Annotated in this window: 15 protein-coding genes and 2 pseudogenes; 6 read left to right on the top strand and 11 right to left on the bottom strand. The window is 58.1% G+C overall.

Annotation, left to right across the window (positions count from 1 at the left end; genetic code table 11):
- Window positions 1-4: 4 nt before the first annotated feature.
- Window positions 5-679: pseudogene (locus B8P98_RS14520) on the bottom strand (EAL domain-containing protein); the annotation flags it as partial.
- 76 nt (window positions 680-755) lie between these two features.
- Here B8P98_RS14520 and B8P98_RS14515 point away from each other — a divergent pair.
- A complete protein-coding gene (locus tag B8P98_RS14515; protein WP_080896980.1) occupies window positions 756-2084 on the top strand; it encodes an IS4 family transposase in 1329 nt (442 codons plus the stop codon).
- A 13-nt stretch (window positions 2085-2097) separates the two neighbouring features.
- On the opposite strand, the pseudogene B8P98_RS14510 reads toward B8P98_RS14515, so the two are convergent.
- A pseudogene (locus tag B8P98_RS14510) lies at window positions 2098-2661 on the bottom strand (BLUF domain-containing protein); the annotation flags it as partial.
- 350 nt (window positions 2662-3011) lie between these two features.
- Here B8P98_RS14510 and B8P98_RS32020 point away from each other — a divergent pair.
- Window positions 3012-3179 (top strand): small membrane protein, encoded by a 168-nt coding sequence (locus B8P98_RS32020; RefSeq protein ID WP_201758064.1) that lies wholly within the window; start codon window positions 3012-3014, stop codon window positions 3177-3179.
- Between the two features lie 30 nt (window positions 3180-3209).
- Here the strand turns inward: B8P98_RS32020 and kbvR are convergent, their stop codons facing one another.
- Window positions 3210-3821 (bottom strand): LuxR family transcriptional regulator KbvR, encoded by a 612-nt coding sequence (kbvR, locus tag B8P98_RS14500; RefSeq protein WP_095033157.1) that lies wholly within the window; start codon window positions 3819-3821, stop codon window positions 3210-3212.
- Between the two features lie 310 nt (window positions 3822-4131).
- Between kbvR and B8P98_RS14495 the strand changes: the two genes are divergently transcribed.
- Window positions 4132-5034: a helix-turn-helix domain-containing protein gene (locus B8P98_RS14495; RefSeq protein ID WP_080897399.1), complete on the top strand. Its 903-nt coding sequence runs from the start codon at window positions 4132-4134 to the stop codon at window positions 5032-5034.
- Between the two features lie 43 nt (window positions 5035-5077).
- Here the strand turns inward: B8P98_RS14495 and B8P98_RS14490 are convergent, their stop codons facing one another.
- Genes B8P98_RS14490 through ltnD form a run of 5 tightly spaced genes read right to left on the bottom strand, consistent with a single transcriptional unit; the run spans window position 5078 to window position 10077 of the window.
- The gene (locus B8P98_RS14490; protein WP_080897398.1) at window positions 5078-6442 is read right to left on the bottom strand and encodes a GntP family transporter; all 1365 of its coding nucleotides are present in this window, start codon (window positions 6440-6442) and stop codon (window positions 5078-5080) included.
- A gap of 55 nt (window positions 6443-6497) precedes the next feature.
- A complete protein-coding gene (locus tag B8P98_RS14485; RefSeq protein ID WP_025712245.1) occupies window positions 6498-7280 on the bottom strand; it encodes an HPr family phosphocarrier protein in 783 nt (260 codons plus the stop codon).
- A gap of 4 nt (window positions 7281-7284) precedes the next feature.
- Complete coding sequence (gene otnC / locus B8P98_RS14480; RefSeq protein WP_025712244.1) at window positions 7285-7905, bottom strand: 3-oxo-tetronate 4-phosphate decarboxylase; 621 nt, start codon at window positions 7903-7905, stop codon at window positions 7285-7287.
- Window positions 7898-9163 (bottom strand): 3-oxo-tetronate kinase, encoded by a 1266-nt coding sequence (gene otnK, locus B8P98_RS14475; protein WP_080897397.1) that lies wholly within the window; start codon window positions 9161-9163, stop codon window positions 7898-7900. The genes otnC and otnK overlap by 8 nt, the downstream gene beginning before the upstream one ends.
- 11 nt (window positions 9164-9174) lie before the next feature.
- The gene (ltnD, locus tag B8P98_RS14470) at window positions 9175-10077 is read right to left on the bottom strand and encodes an L-threonate dehydrogenase (protein WP_025712241.1); all 903 of its coding nucleotides are present in this window, start codon (window positions 10075-10077) and stop codon (window positions 9175-9177) included.
- 260 nt (window positions 10078-10337) lie between these two features.
- Between ltnD and B8P98_RS14465 the strand changes: the two genes are divergently transcribed.
- On the top strand, window positions 10338-11099 hold the full coding sequence (locus B8P98_RS14465; RefSeq protein ID WP_025712240.1) for a DeoR/GlpR family DNA-binding transcription regulator: 762 nt from the start codon (window positions 10338-10340) through the stop codon (window positions 11097-11099).
- On the opposite strand, the gene B8P98_RS14460 is transcribed toward B8P98_RS14465, so the two are convergent.
- Window positions 11096-11956, bottom strand: coding sequence for a class A beta-lactamase LEN-26 (locus tag B8P98_RS14460; protein ID WP_025712239.1), 861 nt, complete (start codon window positions 11954-11956; stop codon window positions 11096-11098). The two genes, B8P98_RS14465 and B8P98_RS14460, sit on opposite strands and share 4 nt — an antisense overlap.
- Before the next feature lie 294 nt (window positions 11957-12250).
- Here B8P98_RS14460 and B8P98_RS14455 point away from each other — a divergent pair, with 294 nt between their 5' ends.
- Together B8P98_RS14455 and B8P98_RS14450 are read left to right on the top strand one after the other, a co-directional pair.
- The gene (locus B8P98_RS14455) at window positions 12251-12511 is read left to right on the top strand and encodes a hypothetical protein (protein WP_004205993.1); all 261 of its coding nucleotides are present in this window, start codon (window positions 12251-12253) and stop codon (window positions 12509-12511) included.
- 83 nt (window positions 12512-12594) lie between these two features.
- Complete coding sequence (locus B8P98_RS14450; RefSeq protein ID WP_095033156.1) at window positions 12595-13683, top strand: AAA family ATPase; 1089 nt, start codon at window positions 12595-12597, stop codon at window positions 13681-13683.
- Between the two features lie 28 nt (window positions 13684-13711).
- Here the strand turns inward: B8P98_RS14450 and B8P98_RS14445 are convergent, their stop codons facing one another.
- Together B8P98_RS14445 and B8P98_RS14440 are read right to left on the bottom strand one after the other, a co-directional pair.
- Window positions 13712-14977: an MFS transporter gene (locus B8P98_RS14445; protein WP_025712237.1), complete on the bottom strand. Its 1266-nt coding sequence runs from the start codon at window positions 14975-14977 to the stop codon at window positions 13712-13714.
- A 54-nt stretch (window positions 14978-15031) separates the two neighbouring features.
- Window positions 15032-18139, bottom strand: a complete 3108-nt coding sequence (locus B8P98_RS14440) for a beta-galactosidase (protein WP_095033155.1) — start codon at window positions 18137-18139, stop codon at window positions 15032-15034.
- Between the last annotated feature and the right edge of the window lie 69 nt (window positions 18140-18208).

Raw genomic sequence — 18208 nt, 5'->3', positions numbered from 1 at the left:
GACCTTACAGGTCGGTGGTCTGGCGCGCCACCGGCCAGTGAATGTCTCCGATACCGTTAAGACACGGTCGCGAGAAGAGAAACCCCTGAAACAGGCGAATGCCGACCGACTGCAGCCAGCACCACTCTTCGAGGGTTTCGACGCCCTCGGCGACGACGGTAATACCCAGATCCTCGCAGCAGCGGACCACCGAGGCGACGATCGCCTGTTTAGTGCCACTGATATGAATATTGCGCACCAGATCTGCATCTACTTTGATTTTATCAGGCTGAAAGCGGGTCAGTAGCGACAGCCCGGAATAGCCTGCGCCAAAGTCATCGATGGCCACTCTCATGCCAGCAACGCGCAGCGCTTTCAGCACCTTACGGAACTGATCGAAGCAGGAGATAACTTCTGTCTCGGTGACCTCAATCAGTACCTGATTCGGTCTGAGACCCGCAGCCTGCAGACTGTCCATAAGCCAGCCTACCGCGTCAGGATGGTTATACAGCGACCCGGGCAACAGGTTGATCGCCAGTTGCTGCTTGCCGAGCGGCAACTGGCCGGCGAGAGAAAAAGCAAAGGCCTTGCTCTCCAGATCAAACCGGTACCGATCCTCCGCAGGGACGGCGGCAAACATTTCCACCGGCGAACCCCCGGTTGGGCTGCGGATCAGCGCCTCATAGGAAGAGTAATGCCGATCAGTTAAGGATCAGTTGATCGATCCAGTGGCTGTGTAAGAATCCGGAAATGCTCACCCGTTTCCGGATTTTTTTATGCACATTGGACAGGCTCTTGATCTGGTATCCCGTTACGATTCTCTGCGTAACCCACTGACTTCTCTGGGCGACTATCTGGACCCGGAACTCATTTCCCGCTGTCTGGCCGAAGCCGGTACCGTCACCCTGCGCAAGCGTCGCCTGCCGCTGGAAATGATGGTCTGGTGCATTGTCGGCATGGCGCTTGAACGTAAAGAACCCCTTCATCAGATCGTCAACCGTCTGGACATCATGCTGCCGGGCAGTCGTCCCTTCGTCGCCCCCAGCGCGGTGATCCAGGCCCGTCAGCGTCTGGGAAGCGAAGCCGTCCGCCGCGTATTCTCGCAGACAGCACAGCTCTGGCATAACGCCACGCCGCATCCACACTGGTGCGGCCTGACCCTGCTGGCCATTGATGGTGTGTTCTGGCGCACACCGGACACACCAGAGAACGATATCGCCTTCCCCCGCCAGACGCATGGCGGAAACCCGGCACTCTACCCACAGGTTAAAATGGTCTGCCAGATGGAGCTGACCAGCCATCTGCTGACGGCAGCAGCCTTCGGCACGATGAAAGACAGCGAAAATGCGCTCGCGGAGAAACTTATAGAGCAAACCGGCGATAACACCCTGACGCTAATGGATAAAGGCTATTACTCACTGGGTCTGCTGAACGCATGGAACCAGGCGGGAGAACACCGGCACTGGCTGATCCCTCTGAAAAAAGGCGCGCAGTACGAAGAGGTCAGAAAACTGGGTAAAGGCGACCACCTGGTGAAGCTGAAAACCAGCCCGCAGGCACGAAAAAAGTGGCCGGGTCTGGGAAATGAGATGACAGCCCGCCTGCTGACCATCACGCGCAAAGGAAAAGTCTGCCATCTGCTGACGTCGATGACGGACGCCATGCGCTACCCCGGCGGGGAAATGGCGGATCTGTATAGCTATCGCTGGGAAATTGAGCTGGGTTACCGGGAGATAAAGCAGACGATGCAACTGAGCAGGTTGACACTGAGAAGTAAAAAGCCGGAGCTTGTGGAGCAGGAGTTGTGGGGCGTGTTGCTGGCTTATAATCTGGTGAGATATCAGATGATTAAAATGGCAGGGCAACTGAAAGGATACTGGCCAAATCAGCTGAGCTTCTCAGAGTCCTGCGGGATGGTGATGCGGATGCTAATGACGTTGCAGGGCGCTTCACCGGGTCGTATCCCGGAGTTGATGCGTGATCTTGAAAGTATGGGGCAGTTAGTCAAGTTACCGATAAGGAGGGAAAGGGTCTTCCCAAGGGTGGTGAAAGAGAGGCCTCAGAAATACACCACCGCCCTGAGAAAGGGCCAGTCAGTTGCTTAACTGACTGGCATTACTCATAGGAAGAGACCCTTTTTTTAGCCGGCTCAACAATCGCCTGCAGCGCAAACTGGCAGGGTTGACCGGGAAGATTGCGCGGCGGCACGGTGGTAGAGGAGGGCATCATCGTCCAGCGAGAGGGCTGCAAGGCGTCGGGCAGACAATAGCGTCCGCCATCGGCGATAAAGGCGCTTATCAGCCTGAACATACGGTCATTGACCGGTTCGGATTCGCCGAACGAGCTAAAGCGCAGGATTTCCTCCAGCGCGGCATCGTTTGCGTAATCGCGAAGATCCAGCTTGTGCATCCCAACGTTCAGGAAGCGGCGATAGGCCGAGTAGTCGCGCATGAGCTCCACCACGTCACGATGGCGCGAGTCGTGTTGTATTTCACTGAATAACGCCTCAAGGCTCTCCTCGTGCCCTTCCAGTACCTGGAAGAACTGCAGGCCATTAAAAAGTAAAATGCCGGTGATCCCCAGGGGTAAATTTTTGGCGCTGGCGTGAAGGATAAGGGCATCGAGATCGACGAGCGGGAGTGCAGGATCAACCTGGCTGCGGTAAATCAGGGTGGTTAGCATAGTTATTCCGGTCACTGTAGCAAGGTATAATGGCTTGTACAGCGCGTTAACAGGGAGGTATGGCCTGACCTCGGAGAGGGAAGCCTGCATTTTCCGACATTCAACCAACCGTGATGTCCGCTACGCGGAACGGGAGCTTCACTTTGTGATTCCCTTCACTCTACAGGGAATCATATATTTAGCTATCTTTTTCTCATCCTCAATGGAAAAAGGCCCTCACAGGCCTCTCATTCCCCTTCTGAAGTACTGGTGCAGCGTTTTAATTTGCTACTTAAAATCCGCCACTAGGAATTATCCTACCATAGTATTTCTCGCTCTCAAAAAGTGGTGTTGGTCTTGCCTGAATAAAATTGAGTGAATATTATCAGTCTAAATTAAATTATTTTATCAGGACTGACGGGAGCGATCTTTTTATTATTTTGCGCCTTGTTTTATGTCCCATTACTTCTTTATGTAAAGGTATTTCTTATATAAAGGAAAGACGTAAGAGACGATACGTCTTCCGTTCCAAACGATGACCTGTGAATGGGATAAACTAACGATTCGTATCAGCGTCTGGTGAGTAATTGCACAAGATTGTTAAATTGCTGGCGGCTATTCAAATTAAACTTACTCATAATATTCTTTTTATGCGAATGAATCGTTTTGTGACTAATTTTTAGCGCAGCGGCGACTTCATGCGGACTTAGGCCAATACTAAACGCGTAAATAACTTTGGTTTGCGCGTCGCTGACCGACTTACACGCGCAATTAATGCAACGCCGCAGGCGATTGAACGTCTGGTCTTGCCGCGATAGCAGAGGACGCTCAATTGCGTGAGCTATCTCATCTTTTAGACGCTGAACGCAAGCGTGAGGGGGCATAAACACCGCATGCCGTAGACAGTTGGGTAAACCCTTTTCGACGGTAATGTGTTCATTGTCCGGGAAAATAAAAAGCGAGTATTGTTCTGGGGCATGCTGAAAAAGATCATGACACAGGTACCATTCACCTGCGACCATTTCCGTGAATACCACATCAGCTTGCGCCATCGATCCTGCATCCCATTGTTGAGAAAACTGATAGTCTGGCCGCCCGGAGGCCTTCATCGCTTCATCAATTAGTTCCGCAATAGCGATCCGCAAATAGTGATTTTTTATATTGAACAAAAAATAAGTCATATAACTTCCCTGTGGGCATTAAATAACATGTCAGGATAAATTAAAGAATATAATGATGATGCAAAGACTATTTTTAGCCGAGGTAATCTAAGGGATGTTTTTCATTAATGCAATATCTGGCGAGGAAAGTAAGATAATGGTATATTGGCATGCGAAAATTCCTAATAAACAAAACGTTAAGCATATATATGCCGGTATTTTAAGTGGTTTCTTGTTTTTTTATTTTTGCGATGCATAAAAAGCTTAGTGCGGGCTACCACCTGTTGCTAAAATTAGCGGAGGACAAGAATACAGGAAGTATGCGGTACTTATGAAGCAGATGCTCTATTTAAAAATGCTGGCGTGGCTCGAGGATAATATCTACTGTAACCCGGCTATCGATGACCTGGCGCAGTATATGGGCTATTCGCGTCGGTTTGTCTATGAGGTGTTTTATCAGTATGGCCAGTTACCTATCGGACAGTATATCCGACTACGGCGGTTGACTATCGCGGCGGTAAGTTTGCGATTAACACGGCAGCCGATCGCCGCCATTGCCTGGCAGTTAAGCTATGACTCGCCGCAAACCTTTTCCCGGGAGTTTAAGAAGCGCTTCTCGCTCTCGCCTCGGGAATACCGATGCGCTGTGCATTGGGACACGGCTTTGCTGTTAAAGAAATTCGACCCCGAGGGAGAGAGCCTGCCTCTGGCCCGTTTCTGTTCGCTGCCTGAAAGGGTCTATCGTGGCTCTTCAATGACGTATGAACTGCGCCTGTCGGATATGGTATTGCAAAGCCCCTCGAAGACGGCTGTCAGACAAAAGATTGACCGCTTTTTTACCGCCGGCGGAGACAGCCTCTCTGTGTTATCCGATTATTATGCGGCGAGAAACAATGAGCTTAACGTCGAGGTTAACGCCTTTGTCGGTTGTCATCTGCAGCGAGAGGCGCTGCCTGCGCTGAAGATGAGCAGCACGCTGACGACAAGGTCCGGGCTGTATGTTGGCGTCGAATTTTACGGCAGTTGGGCGCGCTACGCCCGATTATCCAACGATCTGTATATGGAGTTGTTGCCAGCGCTGGGAGCAAGCCGACGAGAGGGGGTCGATATTGAATGTTTTGTGGAGCGCCATACGGAAGGTGGACCCGCGGCGGAAAGGCGCTATCGCGTACGCTATTTTATCCCGGTGACGCTGTCTGGTGAGGTGACAGCCTGCCAGCGTCCCGGTAACTGACAAATGACAAATAAAGGTGGCCTGGCGGCCACCTTCGCGAATATCACAGTACAAACCACAGCAGCCAGGTGATCAGAAAGCCCGTCACTCCCATGATGGTCGTCAACACGGTCCAGGTTTTGAGCCCGTCCGGAACGGAGAGGCCAAGATAGCGCGTGACCACCCAGAAACCAGCATCGTTAACGTGCGACAACCCGAGTGAGCCGAAGCAGGTCGCCAGCGTCACCAGCACCAGCTGAATCGGGGCCAGCCCGATAACCGCCTGCGATAGCAGACCGGAGGTGGTGAGGATCGCCACGGTGGCCGACCCCTGCGAGGCCCGAAGTACCAGCGAGAGCAGGAAAGCGGCGGGCATCAGCGGCAGATGAATGGTCTCCAGCGCCTCGGCTAAGGCATTGCCGATGCCGGAGGCGACCAGCACGCCGCCAAAGGCGCCGCCGGCCCCGGCAACAAGGATTACATCCGCCGAGGAGGGGATCGCGCTGCCGGTGACGTCGCCCAGCTTTTTCAGGCTCATCCGCCGACGAATGCCCAGCGTCCAGCTGGCCAGTCCCAGGGAGATCAGCAGAGCGACCGGCGGGGTTCCAATGACGGTCATCAGCTGGCGCACCGCGTTTTCCGGCAGCAACAGCGCCTGACACAACGTCCCGGAAACAATCAGCACGATAGGCACCACGATCAGGCCGCCGATAACCAGCGCATTCGGCGGTGGCAGACGGGTCTGTTGCGCGTTAACGGAGAGGTCGGGCACTTCAGCCGTTTGCTGCTGCTCCAGCACATTAATCGACAGATGATAATGGCGTCGATTGATAAACCGGGCGACAAAATAGCCCACGATACCGACGACTATCGATACACCAATCCCCGCCAGCATCAGCCAGCCGACATCGCTATGCAGAATGCCTGCCGCGGCCGCTGCGCCAGGGTGGGTGGGCAGCGCCACGTGGACGGTTAGCATCACGCCGGCCATCGGCAGACCAAACTTCAGCGGCGACAGATGGGCGACTTTGCTGAAGCCGTAAATTAACGGAATGATGATAATAAAACCGACTTCAAAAAAGACCGGGGTGCCGAGAATAAAAGCCACGATGGTTAAGGCGGCAATCGTCCGTTTAGAGCCCAGCACGCCGGTTAATGTTTTCGCCAGCGATTCGGCGCCGCCGGAAATTTCAATCAGCACCCCCAGCATTGATCCTAAAATAATAATGCTGGCAATGTGGCCGAGCAGGCCACCCATACCTTTTTCGATTGTCGTAATAATTTTATCCGCCGGAATGCCGGTGGCGAACGCCACCAGCAGGCTGACGATCAGGAGCGCCACAAAAGGATGCGCTTTCGCTTTAATCACCAGCAGGAGCAACAGCACTACGCTGGCTAACGCAATAAGTAACAGCGCCGATGTCGACATAGGTTTGCCTCGGGTATTAACAGGTGTACAGAGAGATATTTTTTATTAAACGGCTTTATTTTTTGCGGTAAGGCGAGAACCATCCCAGTCCGGAAAGCGTGTCCGCCCGGGGAATATATTCGCAGCCGATCCAGCCGTCATAACCAGTTTTATCCAGTAGTGCATAGATCCACGGATAATTAATTTCGCCCTCATCCGGTTCATGACGGTCCGGTAAAGAGGCAATCTGAATATGGCGATACTGGCCAGCATATTCGGTAATAAGATGGCTTAAATTGCCGTCCACTTTCTGCGCGTGAAACAGATCTAACTGCACCGCCAGGTTCGGCCTGTCGACCCGCTTCATCATCTCCAGCGTTTGATATTGGCTGTGATAGAGATAGCCCGGTTTGGTCTGGGGATTCAGCGCTTCGATAAGTATCCGCTTGTCGTGGCGGGCAAAGCACTCCGCCGCGTAGCGCAGATTATCGATCAGCACCGCCTCGCAGGCCGCGCGATCCATTCCCGGCGGTACCACGCCGGCCATGATATGCACCTGCGGGCAATCGAGCTCGCGGGCATACTCCAGCGCCAGCTCGATATCGCGCCGGGCCTCCGCGCTTCTTCCGGGGAGGGCGGCGAGACCCCATTCTCCGGCGTTGACGTCGCCGGGTGGGGTATTGAACAGTACCAGCTGCAGCTGGTTTTCCTGCAGGCGCTGTCTGATTTCCCCGGCGGCATACTCATAGGGAAACAGAAACTCGACGGCTTCAAAACCGGCGCCGGCAGCGGCGGCAAAGCGGTCCAGGAAGGGCAGTTCGGTAAACAGCATGGATAAATTTGCAGCGAATTTTGGCATAGTGTTATCTCAGTTCATTCACTTCGTCAGCGGTCAGGTAACGGATCTCGCGATTGCCGAGGGTAAACATCAGCCGCGCGGTCTCTTCCAGCTCTTCGGTATTGTTGGTGGCTTCGCGCAGCGATGAGCCGGTGACCACCGGACCGTGGTTAGCCAGTAAAAAGGCGTTATAGTGCGGCGCCAGCCCGGCCAGCGCCTGGGCAATACGCTCATCGCCCGGTCGGTAGTAGGGAACCACCGGGACGTCGCCGACGCGCATCACCACATAGGGGGTAAAGGGGCGAATACAGTTGTGCGGATCGAGCCCCTGCAGACAGGAGAGCGCGGTCAGGTAGTGGCTGTGCAAGTGGACGATCGCTTTGCAGGCCGGGTTATGCAAATAGACCGCCCGGTGAAACGTGACCTCTTTCGACGGTTTGTCGCCGGAGATCCATTCCCCCTGCAGCGTCACCACCGACAACCGCTGCGCCTGCAGTTCGCCCAGGCAGGAGCCGGTCGGCGTCGCCAGCAAATTGCCGTCCGGCAGCAGCAGCGACAGATTACCGGCGGAGCCGGTGGCATAGCCGCGGTTAAACAGTGAGGCGCCAATCTGCACCATTTCCTCTCGCAGTTGTTGCTCAGTCATGACGAAACTCCTGCTGGGCACGGGCAAAGAACTGGATATCGCCAAAATTACCTGACTTCAGCGCCAGGGAGAGCGGCTGGCGGGTGTCGCGGACCCAGGGAACGCCTGGGGAGATCGTCGGCCCGATATGAAACGCCTCGACGCCCAGCGTCTGCGCCACAATGCTCGAGGTTTCCCCGCCGGCGACAATAAAGCGGGTAAACCCTTTCGCCTTGAGGGCGGCAGCGAGGGCGGCAAACAGCTGTTCCACCCGTTCGCTGCTGGCCTTATCGCCATACTGCGCCTGGATCCGCTGCAGCGTTTGCGGCTCGGTGGTGGCATAGACCATCGGCGCCAGCGGCGCATCGCGGTTCGCCTCTACCCAGTCTGTCAGGGTCTCGACATAGCTTTCCAGATCGGTAAAGCAGGCGCTTAAGTCGACGGCGCGGGCGGGGGCCTGTTCACGGTAGGCCGCCACTTGGCTGTTGGTCATCACCGAGCAGGAGCCCGAGAGCACCACCGCCGGGCCGGCCAGCGGCATGCCCGCGTGAGCGCTCTCGCCGCGGGCGCCATGGCGTTGCGCCCAGTCGCGAGCGAGACCGATGGCGAGACCCGAGCCGCCGGAGACCAGCTTCACCTCCCGTAGCGCCACGCCCTGGGTGAGCAAATCCTGTTCACGGAGGGCGTCGAGTACCACATAGCGCACCGCCGGATCGCTGATTGCCGCCAGCTCGGCAGCGACCGCCTGCGGCCCCTGGTCGACGATCGGCCAGGCAATCAGCGCCGCTTTTCCACGCCCCTGGCGTTCAATTAAGCGCCCCAGGTGCGCATCCTCCATCGGCGTCACCGGATGGTGGCGCATCCCGGACTCATTCAGCAGTTGCTGACCGACAAACAGATATCCCTGATAGACCGTGCGGCCATTCACCGGCAGCGCCGGGGAAATCACCGTCCTGGTCTCACCCAGCTCGGCCAGCAGGGCATCCAGCACCGGGCCAATGTTGCCCTCCGCAGTGCTGTCGAACGTGGAACAGTACTTGAAATAAAACTGCTGACAGCCCTGCGCCTGCAGCCAGCGCAGGGCCGCCAGCGACTGGCTAACGGCGCTTTGCGCCGGGCATGAGCGGGTTTTCAGGCTGATGACCACCGCCTCGCTGGTCAGCGGAAGATCGCGGGTCGGCACGCCATTCAGTTGTACCGTCGGCATGCCGTTACGCACGAGGAAGCTGGCAATATCCGTGGCGCCGGTGAAGTCATCGGCAATGACACCAAGCTGCATCTTGTCTCTCCTTACTGTTTGTGGCCCGGCAGGGTGATGCCGTTGAAAATCTTGATCACCGCGCTGTCATCTTCCCGACCGAATCCGGCATTGCTGGCGGCGGTGAACATATTCAGCGCGGTGGTGGCGAGGGGCAGCGGGAAGGTCAGCGCCCGGGCGGTGTCATTTACCAGGCCGAGATCTTTGACAAAAATATCGACGGCGGATTTTGGCGAGTAATCGCCATCGAGGACGTGCGGCATGCGATTCTCAAACATCCAGGAATTACCCGCCGCATGGGTCACCACGTCGTACATCGTCTCCAGCGGGATCCCGGCACGGGCGGCCAGCGCCATCGCTTCGGCGGCAACGGCGATATGCACCCCGGCCAGCAGCTGATGAATAATTTTGACCGTCGATCCAAGGCCAATATCGCTCCCGATGCGATAGACTTTGCCGGCCACGGCGTCCAGCACCGGTGCGAGGCGGGCAAAGGCGGCATCGCTCCCGGAAGCCATCACCGTCATGTCGCCGGCGGCCGCTTTCACTGCGCCGCCTGATACCGGCGCGTCGAGCATCAGTAGCTGGTACTCCGCCAGCGCCGTGGCAATCGCCTGGGCATCGGCAGAGGCGATGGTGGACGACACCATGACGACGGTGCCCGGCTTCAGATGGGCGGCGAGGCCGTTCTCGCCGAACAGGATCCCTCGCACCTGGGCGGCATTGACCACCAGCAGGACGACCGCATCCAGTTCAGCGGCGAAAGGCACCGCGCTGGGACCCGTGTCTTTGGCGCCCGCTTCCAGCAGTGCGCGACAGTTATCAGGGTTGATGTCAACGCCCCAGGTGTTCAGGCCCGCCTGCAGGCAGGCGCGGGCGGCGCCCATGCCCATCGAACCCAGTCCAATCACGCAGACGTTAGTGTGTACAGTCATGACGGTCTCCTTGTGAATATTCGTTAATTAATGTGATTTAATGATAGAATAAAGCGTTATCATGTGAAGTTATGTGAGGGTAATCACGAATAACCCACATGAATATAAAAAATTCACAGGTTGAAAGAGGCTGCACATTGCCGATTCTTGCCCTAAAATAGTGAAAAAACAGCGGTAAAGCGCGATAACGACACAGGGTGTCACCAGGTGCACAGCGCAGGTTGTGACGCCAGGTGTGAAAAAATGGTAAGGGGAGAGCGGTGATTCCAGTAGAACGTCATCAGCGTATTTTAGCCCTCGTGGAGCAGCGCGGGGCAGTAAGCATCAATGAGCTGACGGAGATCCTCGGCGTGTCCCATATGACCATCCGTCGGGACGTCAGTAAGCTGGAGGAACAGGGGCTGCTGGTCAGCGTCTCGGGCGGTGTACGCGCCGTCAGCCGGCTGGCCACGGAGCCCAGCCATCTGGTGAAGAGCACCCTGCAGAGTGAAGAGAAGCAGGCGATTGGCGCGCTGGCGGCGAGTCAAATCGCTAAAAACAGCTGTATCTATCTGGATGCCGGGACCACCACCCTGGCGCTGGCGCGGGCGATCCTCGACCGGGATGATCTTCAGGTGGTCACCAATGATTTTGAGATAACCCAGCTGTTGATCGATGCCAGCCAGTGCGGGGTGATCCACACCGGCGGCACGCTGTGCCGGGAGAACCGCTCCTGCGTGGGCGAATCGGCGGCGCGAACGTTACGCCATCTGGCTATTGATACGGCCTTTATCTCCGCCAGCGGGTGGGACAGCCGCGGTATTTTCACCCCTGATGAGAACAAGGTTACCGTCAAGGAGACCGTCAGCCAGGTCAGTGCGAAAAGCATCCTGCTGTGCGACAGTTCGAAATACAATCAGGTGGCCACCTTTATGGCGTTACCCTTGACCCGGTTCACCACCATCATTACCGACCGGCATCTCTCCGATGCCGCCGCCAGTCATATCGCCCGGCATGCCTGCGAAGTGCTGCGCGCCGGTTAGCGCTGCCAGTGCTCGATCAGCGCCGCGCCGATAGCGGCGATCTGCTGGTTACGCTCGGCGATGGTCGCCGGCGTATCCCGCATATAAATCACCACAATGCGCTCCGCTTTGCCGTCCGGGCCGAGCAGGGCGACAATGCCGCGCGCACCCCGTTCGCCAGCCCCGGTCTTGTCGGCGATAAACCAGCCCGCCGGCAGCACGGCGCGGATCAGCGGGCCGGCAACCCGATCGTCCACCATCCACTGCAGGAGCTGCTGCTGTGAACGGGCGCTCAGATGCTGCGCAGTCAGTAGTTTACGCAGCGTGGCGGCCATGCTGGCCGGGGTAGTGGTGTCGCGCATGTCGCCGGGAAGCGCCTCATTCAGTGCCGTTTCCCAGCGGTCAAGACGGGTGACGTTGTCACCGATCTGGCGCAGAAAGGCGGTCAATCCCGCGGGGCCGCCGACGGTGGCCAGCAGCAGATTGCCAGCGCTGTTATCGCTCATGGTGATGGCGGCGGCGCAGAGTTCGCCGATCGTCATCCCGTCGGTAAGGTGTTTTTCGCTGACCGGGGAGTAGTCCACCAGATCCTGCTGGCGGTAGTGGATCCGCCGATCCAGTTGTTCGACCCCGGCATCCACCCGCGCCAGCACCGCGCCGCACAGCAGCACTTTAAAGGTGCTCACCATGGGAAAGCGTTCATCGGCGCGCCAGGCGGCCAGCGTGCGGCCGCTGGCCAGATCCATTTCCACCATCCCCACGCGGCCCGACAGCTGGCTTTCGCTTTGTTTAATCTGCTCAAGCGGCTGTGGACCGGCGTATACCGCTAGTGGCAGGTTGGCTAACAGGGAGATAACACACAGGCGAACATAACGCATAACCGCAATACTTCCTTGAGTGAGGGCCGATAAAGGCGAGCAAAGGAGCGACAAATAAGAATAACCCGGCGTTTTGCTGATTCACAATTCCTCTTTTTTCCTTCATCATTTGTCATCTTTTATTTCGAATAATCAATATTTAGCCCAGCCTCAGCACGCTATTTTTTGACTCAAGGCCGCGATGAACTATAAGAAAGTACGTAATACCGCACTCTGGCTAGCGCCGCTTGCTGACGATAACGCCCGCCGGTCTCCGCGGTTCGTCAATGATATACACCATACCGGGAGGAACTGGTGCACCCGATAATTAAGGTCATGCTGGTGGGAGGTAAGGCCGACGGGCTGTTGGTCAGCGTCGCCGATGACGCGACCGAGGTCTCGGTGACGCCTGCGCAGTATGGTGCGCCATCCGGGCAACCGCTGAGCTATCGCATCGTAAGTCAAACCATTGACGATGAACGTTATTTCTTTGGCGTCTTCAGTGACGCCCATCAGGATAGCGATAAGCTGACGCGGGTGGCTCTGACCCGTGGAATGAAAAAAATGTTCTGTTAAACCATGCCTGAAAGGGATGTGACAGGGGCTCTCTGGCGCCGCTGTGCTACCGTGGCAGCCTTCTTCTTTGGGCAGGACGCATCATGATCCAGTACATCCGTATTCAAAACTTTCGCTCAGTGAGGGATATCGCGCTGGAGCTTGGGCCGCTGAACATTGTCTTCGGCCCCAACGGCTGCGGTAAATCCAATATTTATAACGCCATCCACCTGCTGACCGCCGCCGCTGACGGCAGGCTGTCGGGATTTATCAGCGAAGAGGGCGGTCTGGAGAATATGATGTGGTCCGGGGAGCGTTCGCCGGTTGATCGCCACCCCCGGCGGCTGCAAATCGCCTGCCGGACGGACAGCTTTGATTATGAGCTGCAGATAGGTTTCCCGGAAAAATTACCCTATCCGACGCAGTTCATGCTCGATCCGATCGTTAAAGAAGAGAACATCTGGCTGGCCGGCTACGCCCGCCGGCCTTCCTCTCGCGTATTACAACGTAAAAATCAGGCGGCGTTCCTCGTCGATGTGACGGGGGAGAAAAGTACTTTCACCGAAAGCATTTATGAAAACGAGTCGGTATTTGGTCAGCTCGGCGAACCGCATCGTTTTCCCGAAGTGTCGCGGGTGCGCGAGACCCTGCGTCGCTGGCGGTTTTATCATGAGTTCGCCATCGGCCGCCACTCGCCGCTGCGCCAGCCGGCCGTAGGATACCGTTCACCGGTGCTCGACAGCGATGGTCACAACCTGGCGGCCGCCTTTCAGACCATTGTCGAAATTGGCGCGGAAGAGATGATGTATGCGATCCTCGCGGACGCCTTTCCCGGCTGTCAGTTTTACTGTGAAAACGAGTACTCGCGTTTCGTTCTGAAAATGCGCCGCGAAGGGATCCGCCGCCCGCTGCTGGCGGCGGAGATGTCCGACGGCACGCTGCGCTTTCTGTGCCTCGCCGTTGCGCTGCTCAGTCCGCGCCCGCCGGCCTTTCTGGCAATCAATGAACCGGAGAACAGCCTGCATCGCGACATGTTGCCCGCGCTGGCCCGGCTGATTATCGAGGCATCCCGTTACAGCCAGATCTGGCTGACCAGCCACTCGGCAGAGCTGGCGGCGCTGATTGCCGCCGGGGCGCCGTGTCAGCGCTATGCGCTGGAGAATCGCGACGGGGAGACGCGGATTGTTGAGTGAGCCCTGTCATCCCTGACGGGCGCGTCGGTCAGGCGGGGGTCTGCGTCTCCGCAGCAGGCAGCAGGCTTTTACCGCCGCGCAAGGTGATGAATGAGAGCAGGGTGAAGCTCAGGGTGATAGACCCGAGGATCAGATACGCCTGATGAAACCCCACGGTGTCGTACATCCGGCCGACCCAGGCGGAAAGCACCACCCCGGACAACTGTTTCGACAGGTTAAAACCGATCAGGAACAGGGTGGCCGAAAGCCGCGGGTTAAAGGCGGAGGAGATATATTTAAAGGTTCCGACCAGCAGGAAGGGGATCTCAAACATATGCAGCATCTTGAGGATCACCACCTCCACCGCCGATGAGGCAAACGACGACCCGAGAATACGCACCGACATGATCATCCCCGCCGTCAGCAGGGCGTTTTTGGCGCCGATACGGTTAACAATGGCCGGCGCGCAGAACATGATCAGCGCATTGAGCAGCTCGCCACCGGTGGTGACGAAGCCAAACACTTCGGTACCGCGCTGCGGGCTGGCGAAAAAGCTTTTGAAAAAGTTGGCGAACTGCTGGTCAAACACGTCGTAGACGCTGGCGACGCCCACCACATAGATAATAAAGCCCCAGAAGCGCGGCATACGCAGCAGCTCTGCCGCGGTGCGCAGCGAAAAGGCCTGGCGATTGGCGCCGAGCGCCTCGATAACGTCGGCGCTGTTGCTGCTTTCCGGCCGCGACAGCCAGAGCAGCAGGCCGAGCACCAGCGCAAAGCCGGAGGCGATCCAGAAGGTGATATTCGGGTCGATGCCGAACAGCACGCCGGTTATCGAGGCGCACAGCGCCCAGCCGACGCAGCCTGCGACCCGCACTTTGCCATATTCAAAGCGGTTGGCGCGGCTGACGCGTTCGATATAGGCTTCCACCGCCCCGGAGCCGCTGGAGAAAACAATCCCCAGATAGATCCCGCCCACCAGCGACCCGGCGATAATATTCATTTGCAGCAGCGGGGAAAAAACGAAAATAAAGAACGGTGCGAAGAGAATTAACAGCACCGTAATGGTCCACAGCAGATGCTTGCGCAGGCCGAGCTTATCCGACATCAGGCCGAACACCGGCTGAAAAATAATCGCGAATAACGAGATGGAGGAGAAAACGATCCCGGTTTCCGTTTTGGTTAAATGGTTAACGTCCGCCAGCCACACCGGGAAAAACGGAAAGTAGGCTGACATAATGAAATAGTAAAAGAAAAAGAACAGCAGGAAATAGACAAAATTATGCCGTTCTCGTGGCGCCAGTTCAGAGAATTTCATCACCATGATCCCTTGTTATTCTGTTTGTAGGGTGGGGACTTTCGCCCCCACGGATTAAAGGCAACGCAATGAGACCTCGTACTGCCAGCGCGTCCCGGTCAGCAGCCACTGCGGCAGCACGCTCGGGGTCCAGGAGTCATCGCCTCCCACCCCCATGTGCAGGCCGTCGAGGGTGATCCAGACGCCGTCTTCGGCCTGCATCTTGTGCCAGTGGTCGGTCTCCATCAGCTGACGGGTGCTCCACGGCTGAACGGAGAAGTGGAAATGACCGCTGACGTGCCAGCGTCCCCAGTCCAGCGCCTGGGTATCGCAGCGCAGGCCGTTTTCCGTCGGGAAGATGTAGGGGGTCGTCATCGCCGCCAGCGGCTGCTCCCAGCGGGCGAAGCAGGCGCTGCTCCGCCGGTCAGGGTAGTTCTCATGCGGACCCAGGCCCAGCCAGCTCACCGGCGCCTGCTGATCCGCCACCTGGAAGTGCAGCCCGACCCGCGGCAGCGGCGGCAGGGTTTCCGCCCGTTCGCCGTCCACCGCCAGCCGCAGCGTACCGTCCGCGGTGAAGTGCATGCGCCAGTGGCTGACAATCACCACCTCTTCGCCGCGCAGATAGTGCCAGCGGCAGTCGACGAGGGTTTCATTCGCCAGGCGCTGCGCGTCGCATTGCACGCAGCGCGCCTCCAGATTGAACAGGCCGGCGCTTTTCCAGCGCTCCACCCAGGCGTTGGGGTCAATGCGCTCCACTTCGCTGACTCCGATGTCGTTGTCGAGCGGCGCGCGAATAAACTGGTCGCGCAGCGGGGTGAGCAGCTGCTCCTGGCCATTAACCGACCAGTGGCTCAGCAGCCCTGTCAAGCGATCGACGGTCCAGCATTGCGAACCGGCGCGGATCTGCCAGGCTTCATCGCTGACGATAAGATCCGGCGCGCTCGTCGGGGCAGGCCGTTCCGGCAGGGCCAGCGGCGCCGGCAGGGGAAACTGATGCCAGGCGACGTGGTGCTCCGCTTCTGACCAGGCGGTGGCCTTAGGCTGGGTCACCTCCAGCGTCAGCCACACCGCGCGGGCGCCTGCCGGCAGGGTCAGGCTGTCGAGCAGCGTTATCTCGTCGCTGCCCTCCGGCGGCAGCGCCAGGGTCTGGTTGCCGTGATACAGGGTTTCACCGGCCGACTGCACCTGCCAGCGCAATACTTCGTTGTCGGTTTCACGGAACAGGTATTCGCTGGTGATGCGCACCCGCAGCGGCGAGGTCGACAGCAGCGTGAACTGAAAATATTGCTGGGCGTGCTTCGCCTCCACCAGCGACGGGTGTGGCGTGCGATCGGGAAACACCAGACCGTTCATACAGAACTGGCGATCGTTAGGCTTATCGCCAAAGTCACCGCCATAGGCCCAGCCGACGCTGCCGTCGGCAAAGGTTTTGCGGATCGCCTGGTCGGCCCAGTCCCAGATAAACCCGCCCTGCAGCCGCGGGTACTCGCGGAAGGCCTGCCAGTAATCGGCGAAGTTACCGAGGCTGTTGCCCATCGCGTGGGCATATTCGCAAAGGATCAGCGGCCGCTGCTCGCCGGGCAGGCTGATCCATTTTTTGATCCCCCATTTGGGTACCGCCGGGATCGGCTGGTCGCGTTCGACGCGGGCGTACATCGGACAGATAATATCGGTGGCGGTGGTATCCGCGCCGCCGCCCTCGTACTGCACCGGACGGCTCGGGTCGTTGCGTTTCAGCCAGTGGTACAGCGCTTCGTGGTTGCCGCCGCCGCCGGACTCGTTGCCCAGCGACCAGATGATAATGCACGGATGGTTGCGGTTGCTCTGTACCATCCGGGTGACGCGGGCGCTGAAGGCTGGCAGCCACGCCGGATCGTCGGACAGCCGATTCATCGGCACCATCCCGTGGGTTTCAATATTGGCCTCGTCGACCACGTACAGACCGTAGCGGTTGCAGAGTTCATACCAGCGCGGCGCGTTGGGGTAGTGCGAGCAGCGGACGGCGTTAAAGTTGTTCTGCTTCATCAGCAGAATGTCCTGCACCATATCCGCCTCGGTGACCACCTGACCGCGCAAATGATGGTGTTCATGGCGGTTAACGCCGCGGATCAGCAGCGGTTTGCCGTTGAGGCGCAGCAGGCCGTCGGCTATCTCGATGCGGCGAAAGCCGATGTCCCACGCTTCGGCCTCCAGCAGTTCGTCGCCGCGCCACAGGGTGACCACGGCGCGATAACAGTTTGGGGTTTCCGCGCTCCAGTGCGCCGGCGCCGCCACCGCCAGGGAGAAATCGACCCGCTCCGCGTAGTGGCCGCGCTCATCCACCGTCGGGGTGCCTAACGGCTGCCGCCCGGCGGCGACCTGCTCCTCGCCGCGCCACAGGCTAACCCCGACGCTGAGCCCGGCAAGCGCCGCCTCTGTCGCGTCGACGGTGGCCCGCACCTGCAGAGTGCCGTCGCGGTAGAGGGCGTCGAGGGTCGGCATCAGCTGTACGTCGGTCAGTCGCTGGTGCGGCTTATTCAGCAGCCATACCGAGCGGAAAATGCCGCTCATCCGCCACATATCCTGGTCTTCCAGCCAGCTGCCGGCGCTCCAGCGCATGACCATCACGCACAGGCGGTTGTCACCCGGGCGCAGGAAGGGGCTGAGATCGAACGCTGCCGGCAGGCGACTGTCCTGCGAATAGCCGACCCACACGCCATTGCACCACAGATGAAACGCCGAGTTGACGCCATCGAAAATAATCTGCGTTTGCCCGTTCTCGCACCACGTGTCCTCAACCGTAACGTGCAGGGAGTAGCAGCCGGTCAGGTTCTCCTCCGGCACCCGCGGCGGGGTGGTGTCGATAGGATAGCGAACGTTGGTGTAGATCGGCGCGTCATAGCCCTCCATCTGCCAGTTGGAAGGGACCGGGGTACTGCGACTGTCCGGCAGATCCTGCGTCAGCCACTGCGCATCCACCGCAAACGGGCTGCGGGCGTAAGCGAACTGCCACTCGCCGTCCAGCTGACGGCGATAGGGAGAGGGCTGCTCATCCCTGGCGGCAAGCTCATCGCGCCAGCTGGCGAAAGCGGGATGCGCCGGCAGGCGGTTGAGGTGGGTGATGGTCTGGTTTTGCCAGTCTTTGCGGGCGAGGATCGCGTGAAAATCAGGGACATGGCCGTGCCCGGTATCATAAATTTGCATGTGAATACCCAATAAGTCAGAAAAAATGTCGTTCGCTAAACAGGATGATTAACGTTATCGGGTAATTTG

The organism is Klebsiella quasivariicola, from assembly GCF_002269255.1.
Classification (GTDB): domain Bacteria; phylum Pseudomonadota; class Gammaproteobacteria; order Enterobacterales; family Enterobacteriaceae; genus Klebsiella; species Klebsiella quasivariicola.
The sequence above is the reverse complement of the archived record's forward strand: the minus strand, read 5'-3'. Positions and strand labels throughout refer to the sequence as shown.